Raw genomic sequence first — 14,395 nt, 5'->3', positions numbered from 1 at the left:
TGGGTGAAGGGGGTCGACGGTGCGAACCTTCAGGTGTCGCGCGGCACCTTCAGGCCGGCCCGAAGTGCTGTCGCGATCTCTTCGGCCGCGGCAAGCTGGTCCGGCGTGAGGGGACTCACGAACAGTTCATGTACGGCACGCAGATGAGGCAGGGATGCGTTTCGGAACGCCTCCGCACCCTCGGACGTGAGCACCACCTCGGCGCCTCGGCTGTCGGTGACGCACTCCTCGCGCCGGATCAGCCCTCGCCGCTCCATGCGCCCGATCTGGTGCGAGAGGCGGCTGCGCTCCCAGCCGACGCGGGCCGCCAGTTCGGAGGAGCGCAGTCGCCGCCCTTCCGCCTCTCGCAGCACGAGGAGCACGGCATAGTCGCCCGGCGACAAGGAGGACTCGCTCTGCAGGCGTGACGAGAGCTCGGAACGGAGCGCTTCCGTCGTCTCGATGAAGTCCCGCCAGATCCGCAATTCCTCAGCGGTGGGCAGTGCCTTCCGTCGCTCTGTCATGGTGCCACCGTCCTCTGTGATTGACACGTCAATCATATGGCGTAATGATTGATGCGTCAACGAAACCACGGCCGTGCCGCACGGCCAGGGAGCGCAGCAGGAGGAGTCCATGACGGCCCAAGGCTTCGAACTGGGGCTCAACTCGTTCGGGGAGGTCGCGACCGATGCCGACGGCACGCTGAGCGACGCCGAGACCGTTCGCCTGATCGTCGAGGAGGCCAAGCTCGCCGAAAGGCCCGCTACGACCTGCCGCTCATGCCGGCCGTCATCGGCGGGCGCCCCCAGCGTTTCGCCGGCCACGTCGAGCTCTACCACCGCACGCTCGAACAGCTCGGGCACGCCAGGCGACCGGTCGCCCAGCATTCACTGGGGATCGTCGCGGACACCGACGAGGAGGCGGTCGAGACCTGGTGGAAGTACTGGCAGTCGATGGTGGCCCAACTCGCGAAGGAACGCGGGTTCTACCGGCCGATCCGTGAGCGCTACATGCGGGAAGTCGAGACGGGCGCGCTCTTCGTCGGCTCACCCGAGACCGTCGCCCGCAAGATCGCCACGATGGCCCGCGACCTGCGCCTGAGCCGTTTCGACCTCAAGTACGACGTCATGAACCTGCCCCGCGAAGCCCGAGCCCGCACCATCGAGCTGCTGGGCCGCGAAGTCGCCCCGCGGGTGAAGCAACTGCTCACGAAGGAGCCCACCCATGTCTGATCTCGTCTTCGGTCTGGACACGTTCGGCGATGTGCCGACGGATGACTCCGGCAACCCGGTGTCCGACGCGCGAGCCATCCGGCAGGTCGTCGACGAGGCCGTTCTCGCGGAAGAGACCGGCGTCGACGTCCTCGCCCTCGGTGAACACCACCGCCCGGAGTTCGCGATCTCGACTCCGGAGACCGTCCTTGCCGGCATCGCCACGTGTACCGACCGCATCCGTCTGTCTTCCGGCGTGACCGTGCTGAGCTCCGACGATCCGGTCCGCGTCTTCCAGCGCTTCTCCACCGTGGACGCGCTCTCGAACGGCCGGGCCGAGATCATCCTCGGGCGCGGCTCCTTCACCGAGTCGTTCCCCCTCTTCGGATACGACCTGAGCGACTACGACGTGCTGTTCGAAGAGAAGATCGAGCTCTTCGCCAAGCTGCTGGAGGAGAAGCCCGTCACCTGGAGCGGCACCAAGCGGGCGCCGCTCGACAACGCCGACGTCTTCCCCAAGACCGAGTCCGGGCACCTGACCACCTGGGTCGGAGTCGGCGGTTCACCCCAGTCGGTCATCCGCACCGCGCAGTACGGGTTCCCGCTCATGATCGCCATCATCGGCGGCACCCCGGAACGGTTCGCGCCCTACATCGACCTCTACCAGCGCGCCACCGACAAGTTCGGCACGACCGCTCATCCGGTCGGGATGCACTCACCGGGCTTCATCGCCGACACGGACGAGGAGGCCCGGGAGCTGCACTGGCCGCACTACCGGGTCATCCGTGACCGCATCGGCGCGCTGCGCGGCTGGCCGCCGGTCCGCAAGGAGGAGTACGACGCCGAGATCGAGCACGGCTCCCTCTACATCGGCTCACCCGAGACGGTCGCCCGCAAGATGGCCCGCGCCATCAAGGCACTCGGCGTCGGCCGGTTCGACCTCATCTACACCAGCGGGGCACAACCGATCAGCGCCCGCCTGCGCGCCGTCGAGCTGTACGGCACCAAGGTGATCCCGATGGTCCGCGACATCCTCGGGGGCTGACGCCATGAACGGAGCAGACTTGGACACCACCACCACCGTGCGCACGGTCGGCATCCTGGGCGCGGGGAAGGTCGGGACCGTACTGGCTCGACTCGTCCTGGGAGCCGGCTATCGCGTGCTCATCGCCGGATCCGGCGACCCCGCCAAGATCGCCCTCACCATCGAAGTCCTCACCCCCGGCGCCGTCCCGGTCACCGCCGCGCAGGCCGTGGCGGAGGCGGACGTCGTCATCCTGGCGCTCCCGCTCGGCAAGTACCGCGGCATTCCCGCCGAAGCGCTGCGGGGCAAGCTCGTCATCGACGCGATGAACTACTGGTGGGAGGTCGACGGCATCCGTGGGGACCTCACCGACCCGCTCACCTCCTCGAGCGAGATCGTGCAGGCGTACCTGTCCGGAGCGCGTGTGATCAAGGCGTTCAACCACATGGGATACCACGATCTCGAGGACGGGGCCCAGCCCCCGGGGACGCCGGGACGCAAGGCGATCGCGGTCGCCGGTGACGATCCGGACGGCCTCGCCACCGTCGCGCGCCTCGTCGACGCTGTCGGCTTCGACCCCGTCATGGCAGGCCCCCTCGCCGAAGGGGTACGGCTCGAACCGGGCACCGAGCCTTTCGGCGCCAATGTCGGCGCCGGGGAACTACGCGCGATGCTCGACCGCTTCCCGGAATCGGACCGTGGACGGACCGTGATCAGCGCGCGGACCGCTGTCGCGGCGTCGGCCGAACACGCCGCCTGACCCTCGCCCCGCGAGGGCCACCTGATCGCCGACGACCCGTCCCCACGCTGTTGCGTCATCTGAATTGCGCCAATTCAGATGACGCAACAATTAATGCTGTGGGACCCCATCAGGCGTGTCCGTCGGCAGCGTCAGCCCCGCCGTGGCGGCGCGGGGTGTGGGGTGTGCGGCTGCTCGTCAGGCCTTGACCGGGAGCAGCGGTGCGCCGCGCGTCCCGGGTACCCAGCGCTGGAGTGCGTACGGCAGGGCGCCGTACCAGAGGCGGGCCACCGTGAAGCCGAAGGTCAGACAGAGCATGCCGCCCACCGCGTCCAGCCAGAAGTGGTTGGCGGTGGAGACGATGACCAGCAGCGTGGCCGTCGGGTAGAGGAGGCCCAGGACGCGGACCCACGGCACCGAAGCCAGGGTGAAGATGGTCAGACCGCACCACAGGGACCAGCCGATGTGCATGGACGGCATCGCGGCGTACTGGTTCGACATGTGTTTGAGGTCGCCGGAGGCCATGGAGCCCCAGGTGTGGTGGACGACCACCGTGTCGACGAAGTCGCCGCCGTTCATCAGGCGGGGCGGGGCGAGTGGGAAGTAGTAGTAGCCGAGCAGGGCCACCGCCGTGGTGGCGAAGAGGGCGAGACGTGCTGCCGCGTAGCGGCCGGGGTGGCTGCGGTAGAGCCAGACCAGGACGCTCAGCGTCACGATGAAGTGCAGCGTCGCGTAGTAGTAGTTCATGCCGATGATCAGCCATGTCACCGAGTTCACGGCGTGGTTGACCGACTCCTCGACGGCGATCCCGAGATGGTGCTCCATACGCCAGATCCAGTCGGCGTTGCGCAGCGCCTCGTGCTTCTGCTCGGGTACGGCGTTGCGGATCAGTGAGTACGTCCAGTAACTCACCGCGATGAGCAGGACCTCGAACCAGAGGCGGGGGCGACGGGGCGTCCGCAACCGGCGCACGAAGGCCTTCCCGGGGTTCTCCTCCGCGACGGGGCGTGGAGCGGTCCGGTCCTGGCCTTCCAGTGTCGTCACGGTTGTCTCACCCATAGGCACAAAGTCTGCCAGAAAAGCCGTTCGCGACCGATCATCCCTTGGTTGGGTCCTGGACGCACGTTCTACGACGGGAGGAGTCGTACGAGCAACGTACGCACTCCTCCTTAGGGACGATTTCGCTCCCCAGGGGCCGAAGCGGTCGAACCGCGCACCACCAGCTCCGGCATGAACACGAACTCACTGTGCGGCGCCGGAGTTCCCCCGATCTCCTCCAGCAACGTCCGTACCGCTGCCTGTCCCATGGCCGGGACCGGCTTGCGGATCGTCGTCAGGGGTGGGTCGGTGAAGGCGATCAGGGGGGAGTCGTCGAAACCCACGACCGATATGTCCTTGGGAACGTCCAGGCCGCGCTGGCGCGCCGCCCTGATCGCGCCGAGCGCCATCATGTCGCTCGCGCAGACCACCGCCGTGCAGGCACGGTCGATGAGGGCGGTGGCCGCGGCCTGACCGCCCTCCAGGGTGTACAGCGAGTGCTGGACCAGTCGCTCTTCGATGTCGGCGGGGCTCAGCCCCAACTGCTCCTGCACCGTGCGCACAAAGCCCTCGATCTTGCGCTGCACGGGCACGAACCGCTTCGGACCCAGGGCGAGTCCGATGTTGGTGTGCCCGAGCGAGACGAGGTGCGTGACGGCCAGGGCCATCGCCGCGCGGTCGTCGGGGGAGATGAACGGCGCCTGGACCTTGGGAGAGAAGCCGTCGACCAGGACGAACGGGACGCCCTGGGCGCGCAGCTGCTCGTAGCGCTGCATGTCCGCCGAGGTGTCGGCGTGCAGGCCGGAGACGAAGATGATCCCGGCGACGCCCCGGTCCACCAGCATTTCCGTCAGCTCGTCCTCGGTGGAGCCGCCCGGCGTCTGGGTGGCGAGGACCGGGGTGTAGCCCTGGCGGGTCAGGGCCTGGCCGATGACCTGCGCCAGGGCCGGGAATATGGGGTTCTCCAGCTCCGGGGTGATCAGGCCCACCAGGCCCTCGCTGCGCTGTCGCAGCCGGACCGGGCGCTCGTAGCCCAGGACGTCGAGCGCGGCCAGGACGGACTGGCGGGTGGTCGCGGCGACGCCCGGCTTCCCGTTCAGGACGCGGCTGACAGTCGCTTCACTGACCCCCGCCTGGGCTGCGATGTCGGCAAGCCGTGTGGTCACAGGATTGGACTGTACCGGTCGCATCTCAGACTGCCCACCAGACCGTTGAATCCGCGGGTACTTCGGTGATTTCGGCGCCCGGCTCGACGTCCGCACTGGCGAGCAGCAGCGTGCCGGGGGTGGGCAGGGGGACAGGGGTCGCGGTGAGGTTCACCGTGCAGACGAAGGAGCCCTCGGGGGTGTCCCGGCGGAAGGCCAGGACGCCTTCCGGGGACGGCAGCCAGGTCACCTGGCGGCCCGCGCCGAGTGCCGGGTGGTCGCGGCGCACGGCGAGCGCGCTGCGGTAGAACTCCAGCGTCGAGGTGGGGTCGCCCTCCTGCGCCTCGACCGTCAGGTTCTTCCAGGAGGCCGGCTGCGGCAGCCAGCTCGGGCCGCCTTCGACCGGGCCGAAGCCGAACGGCGCGACCTCGCCGGACCACGGCAGCGGCACCCGGCAGCCGTCACGGGTGCCGTCCTGGCCCGCGCTGCGGAAGAACGCCGGGTCCTGGCGGACCTCGTCGGGCAGGTCGACGACCTCGGGCAGGCCGAGCTCCTCGCCCTGGTAGAGGTACGCAGAGCCGGGCAGCGCCAGCATGAGCAGGGTCGCGGCCCGGGCCCGGCGCAGACCACGCGCCTCGTCCCCTTCCGCGAGACGCGTGGAGTGCCGTACCACGTCATGGTTGGAGAGCACCCAGGTCGCGGGCGCGTGTACGGCGTTCATGGCGCCGAGTGAGCGGTCGATGACCTCGCGCAGGTCGGCCGCGTTCCAACCGGTGGTCAGATAGGAGAAGTTGAAGGCCTGGTGCAGCTCGTCCGGGCGCAGGTAGAGGGCGCTGCGCTCGACGGTCGGCGTCCACGCCTCGGCGACGGCGATGCGCTCGCCCGTGTACTCGTCGAGGATCCGCCGCCAGCTGCGGTAGATCTCGTGCACGCCGTCCTGGTCGAAGTACGGCACCGCCTCGGTGCCAAGGAGCTTGACCTGCTCGTCGTGGCCGATGTCGGGCAGGCCCGCCGCCTTGACGAGGCCGTGGGCGACGTCGATACGGAAGCCGTCGATGCCGAGGTCCAGCCAGAAGCGCAGGATGGAGCGGAACTCGTCGTGGACGGCCGGGTGGTCCCAGTTGAAGTCGGGCTGCTCGGGCGCGAACAGGTGCAGGTACCACTCACCGTCCTCGACGCGGGTCCAGGCCGGGCCGCCGAAGATGGACTCCCAGTCGTTCGGGGGCAGTTCGCCGCTCGCGCCCTTGCCGGGGCGGAAGTGGAAGCGCTCCCGGATCGGCGAGCCGGGACCCTCCCGCAGTGCCTGCTTGAACCACTCGTGCTGGTCCGAGCAGTGGTTGGGCACCAGGTCGACGATCACCCGCAGCCCGAGCCCGTGCGCGTCCCGTACCAGGTCGTCGGCGTCCGTGAGGTTGCCGAACATCGGGTCCACCGCGCGGTAGTCGGCCACGTCGTAGCCCGCGTCCGCCTGTGGGGAGGCGTAGAAGGGGGACAGCCACACCGCGTCGACGCCGAGTTCCTTCAGGTAGGGAAGCCGGGCCCGGACGCCGGGCAGGTCACCCATGCCGTCGCCGTTGCCGTCCGCGAAGCTGCGCGGATAGACCTGGTAGATGACCGCGTCGCGCCACCACTCCCGGCGCCCGGAGGCGGCGGAGGAGGCGTCGGTGGGGAGTGCGTCGGTGACGTGCTGGGTCATGGATTCCCTTAGGGGTGCGGGGGGAACGACGGAAGCGCTTGCGAAGTACGGGGTGCCGACGGGGCTTAAGGCGGCGGTCATCCCTTGGTGCCGCCGGTCGTCAGACCGGAGACCAGGCTGCGCTGCACCAGCATGAAGACGAGGGCCGCCGGGATGGTGATGATGATCGCCGTGGCCGAGGTCCACGCCCAGTCGGGCCGCTGGTCCTGCGCGAAGGTGCGGATGCCGACGGCGAGCGTGTAGTGGTCGGACTGCATGAACTGCGTGGCGTACGCGACCTCGCCCCAGGCGGTGAGGAAGCTGTAGAACGCGGTCACGGCGAGCCCCGGCTTGGCCAGCGGCACGATCAGCCGCCAGAACGTGCCGAACGGGGTGAGCCCGTCCACCCGGCCCGCCTCGTCTATCTCCTTGGGGATGGTGTCGAAGTACCCCTTCATCATCCAGGCGCAGAACGGCACCGCCGTCGTCGCGTACGCCAGGATCAGACCCAGGTAGTTGTCCAGCAGGTTCAGATCGGACATAAGGAGATACAGCGGCACGATCAGTACGATACTGGGGAACATCTGCGTGACCAGGAAGGTCCACATCAGCTGCTTGCTGCCCGGGAACCTCATCCGGGACACCGCGTATCCGGCGGTCGCCGCGAGGAAGACACCGAGCACGGTGGTGCCGCCCGCCACGACGACGGTGTTCAGGAACCACTTCGGCAGATCCGTCTGCGACAGCACATCGCTGTAGTTGTGCAGGCTGAGGTGCGAGAGCACCTCGCCCGGCTGCTGCCAGGCGTTCTTCGGGCCCAGTGAGATGAAGAGGATCCACACCACCGGGAAGGCCGCGATCACCGTGGCGACGATCAGCGTGCCGTGCAGGGCGATCGAGGAACCGAGGCCGCGCTCCTCGCGGCCGCGCACCTTGCGGGGGGAGACTGCGGCGGACCGGCCGACGGGAGCGGTCGCGGAGGACTCGTGGGTTGCTGTGGTCATGGCGAGGGCTCCTTACGCCTGCTCGGACTTCAGGGTGCTGCGGCGGTAGAAGGTCGAGAAGGCCATCAGGAGGGCGAGGATGATGATCCCGTACGTCGCCGCGCCCGCGTAGTCCGAGATGCCGGTGAACGCCTTGCGGAAGGCGAAGGTGACGAGGATGTCGGCGTCGCCGCTCGTGTTGTCGCCCAGCAGCAGATAGATGACGTTGAACATGTTGAACGTCCAGATGCAGCCGAGCAGGATCACCGTGTTCGACACCGGGCGCAGACCGGGCAGCGTCACGTTGACGAAGCGCTGCCAGGGGGAGGCACCGTCCATCTCGGCGGCCTCGTACAGCTCCCTGGGGATGGACTGGAGTCCGCCGAGCACCGCGACCATGTTGAAGGGGATGCCGATCCAGACGTTCACCATGATGACGGCGATCTTCTGGGCGAGCGGGGTGCCGAGCCAGTCCTGGGCCGGCAGGCCGAACGCGGTGATGATCTCGTTGAAGACGCCGTACTGGGAGTTGAGCATCAGCCGCCAGGCGAAGACGCCGATGAACGACGGGACGGCCCAGGGCAGGATCAGCATGGCGCGGTAGAAGCCGCGGAAGCGGACCTTGCGGTTGAGCAGCACCGCGAGGCCCATGCCGAGGCCGACCTGGAGGGTCACGCAGGACACCGTCCAGATGACCGTCCACAGCAGGCGCGGGTAGAAGTCGCTGTCCGCGCCCGACAGCACGTGCCAGTAGTTGTCGAGGCCGACGAACTTGTAGGTCGCCGGACGGTGGAAGGCGCCGATGGTGGACGCCACGTTCGCCTCGTTGGCGTCGGTCAGTGACTGGTAGATGCCGTACCCGAGCGGATAAAGGACGAGGACGGTGAGGACGATGGCGACCGGGGCCACCATGGCCCAGGCGTACCAGTACTTGTCCCAGGACCGCCGGAGCGCCGAAACGCGTGGGGGGCGCGCGGCGTTCCTGCCGGGCGCTGGCTGGTCGGTCTTCTCGATGCTCGCTGCGGTCGTCATCCTCATCGGCTCTTTCGCGGCGGAAGTCTTGAATGATCCGCAGCCCCGGGGAGCCCCGTTCGGGGCGGCAGCGGGGAAAGTGTTCCCCGGGGCTGCGCGTTCTTCGGTTACCTGTTGGTCAGCGGGTGCCCGGTCAGCCGATGGAGTAGCCGGGCAGGAGCTTCTGGAACTCCTTGGCGGTGGCGTCGAGACCGGTCTTGACGTCCTCGCCGCCCTGCAGGATCTTCACGTAGTTCTGCGCGAGCGGCGTGAAGAGCGAGCCGACCTGCGGCAGTGCGACGCGCGGGCGGGCGGTCTGCTCCAGGATCGGCTTGAAGCCGGCGATCTTGGCGTCCGCGGTGACCTCGGCCGTGTAAGCGGACTTGCGGGTCGGCAGCGTGCCGGTGCCCTTGGCGATCTCGACCTGGCTGTCGGTCGAGGTCATGAACTGGGTGAAGAGGTACCCGGCGTCCAGGTTCTTGGAGCCCTGGTAGACCGCGAGGTTGTGACCGCCGGTCGGGGCCTGCGCCTTGCCGCCGGTGCCGGCCGGGACGGGCGCGTAGCCGAGGTTGGCCTCCTTGCCCTTGAAGGCGCTGCCGCTCAGGTCGTCGCTGACCGACCAGGGGCCCTGGACCAGCATGGCGACCTTGCCGGTCTTGAACGCCGTCTGCATGTTCTGGTAGGCGTTCGCGTAGTCGACCTTCATCGACGCCTCGTCCTGGATCTTCTTCGCCGTGGTGATCGCGGTGACGGCGTTGGCGTCGGAGATGGTGATCTTCTTGGCGGAGGTGTCGGCCATGTCCGCGTTGTTGCTGTAGAGCAGCGGGAGCAGGAAGTAGGAGTCGGGGTTGAGGTAGGTGCCGTACGCCCCGGTCTTCTTCTTGATGGTCTTCGAGTCGGTGATGAACTCGTCCCAGGTGGTCGGCGGCTGTGCGATGCCGGCCTTCTTCAGGAGGTCCTTGTTGTAGAGGAGACCCAGGGTGTCGGTGACCGAGGGGACGCCGTACGTCTTGCCGTTGTACTTGGTGGTGTTCATCGGGCCCGAGTTGAAGTCCGAGGTGTCCTTCAGCGCGCTCGTGCCGTCGAGGGGAGCGATGTAACCGAGCGAGGCGTACTCGGCCATCAGGCCGACGTCGGTGCGGACGACGTCCGGGGCGCCCTTGCCGCTCTTCGCCGCCGACTTGAACTTCTGCTCGACGTCGCTGAACGGGATGCTCTGGTAGTTCACCTTGATCTTCGGGTACGCGGCCTCGAACTTCTTGATGAGCGCCTTGTACGTCGGAGCTTCGGTCGCCGCGTCCGATGTGTCCCAGTATGTGATGGTTCCGGAAATGTCCCCGGCGGCCTTCGGCTTGCTCGACGAGTTGCCGTCGGAACCACCACAGGCGGTCGCGGTCAGCGCGATGACGGTCACCGCGGCGGCGATCGATATGCCACGTCGCATATGAACTCCTAGAAGAGGGTTGGCCCGGATCTTCCCTTGGGAGGACCGCGGGTGCCGTCTGTCCCATCGACGGCCGCCGGGCTGGGGAGGAAACTAACAGCGCTGCAAGTCCTTGCGAAAGACGTTGCAAGGAAATTTCCGCAAGATCCTGCAAGCGTGACGTTCTCGTTACCGCCAGGTGTCGCAAAGGGGTCGCAAAGGGGAAAGCGCCGTATCGGGTATGTCCGATACGGCGCTTTCGGTACGGCCTTCCGTGCGGGCTTCCGTACGGCCTTCCGCGCGGCTCGCGGAGGCCGCTCAGCAGCTGGTCTTGCCCGCGTAGATCGCCAGCGCCGTGTTCGCGCCGAGGGTCGCCGTGAACTGGCCGGAGCTGTCCACCGTCACGCTGGTGCTGTTCTGGACGTTGCAGTACGTCCCCGCCGTGAGGGATGTCTGATAGGTCCGGGTCAGTGAGCTCGACTCGTGGTTGATGGCCACGTACCCCTTGGCGCCCCGGCCGAAGGCGATCGCGTCGTTGCCGTCGTCCCACCAGTCGGTGACCGACTGGCCCTGGGTGGCGTTGCGGAAGGCGACCATCGACTTGATCTCCGGCCAGGCGTGCTGGCACTTCCAGCCGTCCTGCCAACAGGCGTTGACGGTGCCGCCGTTGGGCGGGCCGGCGTCCACGTCCGACCACTCGTAGCCGGAGTTGATGTCCGGGGCGCCGTACGGGTAGGCGAGCATGAAGACGTTGGCGAGGGTGTAGTTCGCCCCGTCCTTGTAGTTGAGCGTCGAGCCGTTGCGCTCGGTGTCGTGGTTGTCGACGAAGACACCCGCGACGGAGCTGCTCATATAGCCCCAGCCCTCACCGTAGTTCTTCAGATAGGCGAGGTTCTCGCTGTTGAAGACCCGCTTGAGGTCGTAGGCGTACCGGAACTCCTGCACGTCGCCGTTGCCGGTGTACTCGGTCGGCTGGACCGCTTCACCGGCGCCGTAGATGACCTCCTGCTTCCAGTACACGGACGGATTGGTCAGCCGGGACTTGATGTTGGCGAGGTCGGCCGCCGGGATGTGCTTGGCCGCGTCGATGCGGAAGCCGTCCACGCCGTACCCGAGCAGGCTGTTCATGTAACCGGCGATGGTCTTGCGGACGTACTCCTCGCCGGTGTCCAGGTCGGCGAGCCCGACGAGCTCGCAGTTCTGGACGTTGGCGCGGTTGGTGTAGTCGCTGACCGTCGTCGTGCAGTCGTCCATGTCGTACGAGGAGTACAGGCCCGGGTAGTTGTACTTCGTGTACGAGGAGCCGCCGGTGCCGGTGCCGGAGCCCGCCGACATGTGGTTGATGACCGTGTCGACGACGACCTTCACCCCTGCGTCGTGGCAGGTGTTGATCATGTTCTGGAAGGCGGTCGCGTCACCGAGCCGCCCGGCGATCTTGTAGCTCACGGGCTGGTACGAGGTCCACCACTGTGAGCCCTGTATGTGCTCGGCGGGTGGCGAGACCTGGACATAGCCGTAACCGGCCGGGCCCAGCGTGTTGGTGCATTCCTTGGCGACCGAGTCGAACTTCCACTCGAACAGGACGGCGGTGACGTCCTTCGTGCCCGGCGGAGAAGCCGCCGCGACACCCGGGGGGAGGGCCACCGAGACCGCCAGGCCCGCCGCGAGGGCGAACGAGGCGGCAAGCGTTTTCTTTGACATGGTGCTTGCCATGTGGGTGCTCCTGCACTTCGTCGTGCGGGTGGGGGATGGAACGCGTGGGGGGCTGAAGTTGCCCGATGGACCAATCGGGCGTGAGCGGGAACGTATCCCTTGCGTTCAAGTTTCAGCAAGATGTCGAAAGAACTTCCAACACATGTATTGACGCGGCCACTTGGCCACGCCCACCCTCACACCGCGGTCAACTTGCTTTCCCCGCACCTCAGTTGGCCGCGTTCCCGCACCTCCGTCCCCCGCAAGGAGTTGCCGTCATGCGCTGGATCAGATCCCGAGCGTTACCCCTGGCCACAGTCGGATTGCTGGCCCTCGGCGGGGCCGCCGCGCTGCCTGCCCCGGCCGCCCACGCCGCCGTCTCCGACACCGGCATTCCCAACGGCGATGTGATCGCCAACCTGTGGGAGTGGAACTGGAAGTCGGTCGCCGCCGAGTGCACGGACGTCCTCGACCCGGCCGGCTACGGGGCGGTCCAGGTCGCCCCGCCCGCGGAGTCGCTCAAGCAGACCAACTACTACTGGTGGGACGTCTACCAGCCCTACGCCTACAACCTGAACAGCCGCTTCGGCACCGCGGCCGAGTTCAAGACCATGGTCGACACGTGTCACGCGGCCGGCATCAAGGTCTACACCGACGCGGTGATCAACCACACCGCCGCCCAGACCGGCACCGGCTACAACGGCACCGTCATCACCAACAAGTACGACACCCCCGACTACGACCCGGCCGACAGCGACGACTGCACGAAGACCATCTCCAACTGGTCCGACCGATACGAGGTCCAGCACTGCGAACTGCTCGGCCTGCCCGACCTGGACACCGCCGAGAGCGGCGTCCGCACGAAGATCATCGGCTTTCTCGACCAGCAGATCGACCTGGGTGTCGACGGCTTCCGTGTCGACGCGGCCAAACACATCGACGCCGCCGACCTGAGCGCCATCGTCGCCGGACTGCACACCACGACCTCGGGCTCGGCGCCGTACATCACCCAGGAGATCTACCCCGGCACCCCGCCCGCGCAGGACGAGTACTACGGCACCGGTGACGTCCTCGACTTCACCTTCGCCGCGCAGATGAAGTCCCAGTTCCAGGGCGACATCGCCAACCTCTCCAGCTTCGGCAGCAGTTGGGGCCTGGCGGCCGAGGCGAACTCCAACACCTTCGTCACCAACCACGACACCGAGCGCAACGGGTACTCGCTCAGCTACAAGGACGGCGACACCGCGGTCCTCGCCAACGTCTTCCAGCTGGCCCGGGGCTACGGCCGCCCGTCCGTCTACTCCGGCTGGACCTTCAGCCAGAGCGACGAGGCCCCGCCGAACTCCGCCGGTTTCGTCACCGACACCAACTGCGCGAGCGGCTGGTACTGCCTCGACCGCAACACCGCGGTCTCCGGCATGATCGGCTGGCACAACGCGGCGAGCGGCTACGCGGTCGCCAACTGGCAGTCCCCGGCGTCGAACGTCATCGGCTTCGGCAGGGGCGGCGCGGGCTTCGTGGCCCTCAACAACAGCTCGGCCGCGAACACGTACACATACACGACCGGTCTCGCCGACGGCACCTATCCGAACGTGATCGACGGTGGCGCGACGACTGTCACGGTCACGGGCGGCAAGGCGTCCCTGACCGTGCCCGCGAAGTCGGGGGTCGCCTTCTACGACCCGAACTACGTCTGCACGGTGAACTGCGGCGGGGGTAGCGGTGGTGGCGGTTCCAGCAATGTGACCGCGACCTTCAACGAGTACGCCTCGACCACCACCGGCACCGATGTGTACGTGGTCGGTTCGGCCGCCGCGCTGGGCAGCTGGAACACGGCGAACGCGGTGAAGCTGTCGTCGTCGGGCTACCCGATCTGGAAGGCCGACGTCTCGGTTCCGGCGAGTACGAGCATCGAATACAAGTATATAAAGAAGGACTCGTCCGGAAACGTCACCTGGGAGTCCAACGCCAACAGGACGCTCACCGCAGGCACTTCGGCGGTCGAGGCCAACAACTCCTGGAACGTGGCGAACGCCGACGCCACGGACGTGACCTTCGGAGTGAACGCCACTACCGACTACGGCACCAAAGTGTACGTCGTCGGCTCCATCCCCTCCCTCGGCTCCTGGAACACCGCCGACGCGATCCCGCTGTCCTCGGCGTCATACCCGTACTGGGGCAGGCTCGTGATCGTGCCCAAGTCGACGTCGTTCGAGTACAAGTACGTTCGGAAAGACTCCTCCGGGAACGTGACGTGGGAGTCCGGCAGTAACCGGTCCTACAGCACCGGCTCGGGAACGGGTTACAGCGTCAGCGACACCTGGCGCTGACATCACCTGCGACGAGGGTAGGGGTGAAGGTTCTTCTGAAATATCTTGCCGTCGATTGCAAGACTCTTGCTGTAAACCTTGCGGCGGCGATACGGTCGCGCCGGCGCCCGGCACCGTGGCCGTGCCCGGCGTCGGGGCGATCCAA

At 67.4% G+C, this 14,395-nt stretch carries 12 protein-coding genes; 4 read left to right on the top strand and 8 right to left on the bottom strand.

Going from position 1 to position 14,395, the window contains the following annotated elements; translation table 11 throughout:
- Nucleotides 1-29: 29 nt before the first annotated feature.
- On the bottom strand, nt 30-503 hold the full coding sequence (locus OG747_RS12265) for a MarR family winged helix-turn-helix transcriptional regulator (protein WP_405879350.1): 474 nt from the start codon (nt 501-503) through the stop codon (nt 30-32).
- A gap of 255 nt (nt 504-758) precedes the next feature.
- On the opposite strand from OG747_RS12265, the gene OG747_RS12260 reads away from it, so the two are divergent.
- Genes OG747_RS12260 through OG747_RS12250 form a run of 3 tightly spaced genes read left to right on the top strand, consistent with a single transcriptional unit; the run spans nt 759 to nt 2,974 of the window.
- On the top strand, nt 759-1,211 hold the full coding sequence (locus OG747_RS12260; protein ID WP_405879349.1) for an LLM class flavin-dependent oxidoreductase: 453 nt from the start codon (nt 759-761) through the stop codon (nt 1,209-1,211).
- Nucleotides 1,204-2,235, top strand: a complete 1,032-nt coding sequence (locus tag OG747_RS12255) for an LLM class flavin-dependent oxidoreductase (RefSeq protein ID WP_405879348.1) — start codon at nt 1,204-1,206, stop codon at nt 2,233-2,235. The genes OG747_RS12260 and OG747_RS12255 overlap by 8 nt, the downstream gene beginning before the upstream one ends.
- A gap of 19 nt (nt 2,236-2,254) precedes the next feature.
- Entirely contained in the window at nt 2,255-2,974 is a 720-nt protein-coding gene (locus OG747_RS12250; RefSeq protein ID WP_405879347.1) for an NADPH-dependent F420 reductase, read from the top strand.
- Nucleotides 2,975-3,151: 177 nt separating this feature from the next.
- Here OG747_RS12250 and OG747_RS12245 read toward each other — a convergent pair whose 3' ends face one another.
- The 7 genes from OG747_RS12245 to OG747_RS12215 form a co-directional block, all read right to left on the bottom strand.
- Nucleotides 3,152-4,012 (bottom strand): phosphatase PAP2 family protein, encoded by an 861-nt coding sequence (locus OG747_RS12245; protein WP_405879346.1) that lies wholly within the window; start codon nt 4,010-4,012, stop codon nt 3,152-3,154.
- Between the two features lie 110 nt (nt 4,013-4,122).
- Nucleotides 4,123-5,157 carry a LacI family DNA-binding transcriptional regulator gene (locus OG747_RS12240; protein WP_405879345.1) on the bottom strand — a complete coding sequence of 345 codons (1,035 nt, stop codon included), beginning with the start codon at nt 5,155-5,157 and terminating at the stop codon, nt 4,123-4,125.
- Between the two features lie 25 nt (nt 5,158-5,182).
- Complete coding sequence (locus OG747_RS12235) at nt 5,183-6,832, bottom strand: glycoside hydrolase family 13 protein (protein ID WP_405879344.1); 1,650 nt, start codon at nt 6,830-6,832, stop codon at nt 5,183-5,185.
- 77 nt (nt 6,833-6,909) lie between these two features.
- Complete coding sequence (locus OG747_RS12230) at nt 6,910-7,815, bottom strand: sugar ABC transporter permease (protein ID WP_405879343.1); 906 nt, start codon at nt 7,813-7,815, stop codon at nt 6,910-6,912.
- A gap of 12 nt (nt 7,816-7,827) precedes the next feature.
- Entirely contained in the window at nt 7,828-8,832 is a 1,005-nt protein-coding gene (locus OG747_RS12225) for a carbohydrate ABC transporter permease (RefSeq protein WP_405879342.1), read from the bottom strand.
- A gap of 127 nt (nt 8,833-8,959) precedes the next feature.
- On the bottom strand, nt 8,960-10,249 hold the full coding sequence (locus OG747_RS12220; protein WP_405879341.1) for an extracellular solute-binding protein: 1,290 nt from the start codon (nt 10,247-10,249) through the stop codon (nt 8,960-8,962).
- A gap of 297 nt (nt 10,250-10,546) precedes the next feature.
- Nucleotides 10,547-11,929 carry an alpha-amylase family protein gene (locus tag OG747_RS12215; RefSeq protein ID WP_405885517.1) on the bottom strand — a complete coding sequence of 461 codons (1,383 nt, stop codon included), beginning with the start codon at nt 11,927-11,929 and terminating at the stop codon, nt 10,547-10,549.
- A 269-nt stretch (nt 11,930-12,198) separates the two neighbouring features.
- Here OG747_RS12215 and OG747_RS12210 point away from each other — a divergent pair, with 269 nt between their 5' ends.
- The gene (locus OG747_RS12210; protein WP_405879340.1) at nt 12,199-14,250 is read left to right on the top strand and encodes a carbohydrate-binding module family 20 domain-containing protein; all 2,052 of its coding nucleotides are present in this window, start codon (nt 12,199-12,201) and stop codon (nt 14,248-14,250) included.
- The last annotated feature ends 145 nt before the right edge of the window (nt 14,251-14,395 follow it).

It is taken from the genome of Streptomyces sp. NBC_01384 (assembly GCF_045040035.1).
GTDB lineage: Bacteria > Actinomycetota > Actinomycetes > Streptomycetales > Streptomycetaceae > Streptomyces.
Note: the sequence above shows the minus strand (reverse complement) of the source record. Positions and strands in the feature narration are given on the sequence as shown.

Bases quoted from the DNA above. Each gene is read 5' to 3' on its own strand.
- OG747_RS12265 (WP_405879350.1), bottom strand. From the start codon at position 503: ATGACAGAGCGACGGAAGGCACTGCCCACCGCTGAGGAATTGCGGATC.
- OG747_RS12260 (WP_405879349.1), top strand. From the start codon at position 759: ATGCCGGCCGTCATCGGCGGGCGCCCCCAGCGTTTCGCCGGCCACGTC.
- OG747_RS12255 (WP_405879348.1), top strand. From the start codon at position 1,204: ATGTCTGATCTCGTCTTCGGTCTGGACACGTTCGGCGATGTGCCGACG.
- OG747_RS12245 (WP_405879346.1), bottom strand. From the start codon at position 4,012: ATGGGTGAGACAACCGTGACGACACTGGAAGGCCAGGACCGGACCGCT.
- OG747_RS12235 (WP_405879344.1), bottom strand. From the start codon at position 6,832: ATGACCCAGCACGTCACCGACGCACTCCCCACCGACGCCTCCTCCGCC.
- OG747_RS12230 (WP_405879343.1), bottom strand. From the start codon at position 7,815: ATGACCACAGCAACCCACGAGTCCTCCGCGACCGCTCCCGTCGGCCGG.
- OG747_RS12225 (WP_405879342.1), bottom strand. From the start codon at position 8,832: ATGAGGATGACGACCGCAGCGAGCATCGAGAAGACCGACCAGCCAGCG.
- OG747_RS12220 (WP_405879341.1), bottom strand. From the start codon at position 10,249: ATGCGACGTGGCATATCGATCGCCGCCGCGGTGACCGTCATCGCGCTG.
- OG747_RS12215 (WP_405885517.1), bottom strand. From the start codon at position 11,929: ATGTCAAAGAAAACGCTTGCCGCCTCGTTCGCCCTCGCGGCGGGCCTG.
- OG747_RS12210 (WP_405879340.1), top strand. From the start codon at position 12,199: ATGCGCTGGATCAGATCCCGAGCGTTACCCCTGGCCACAGTCGGATTG.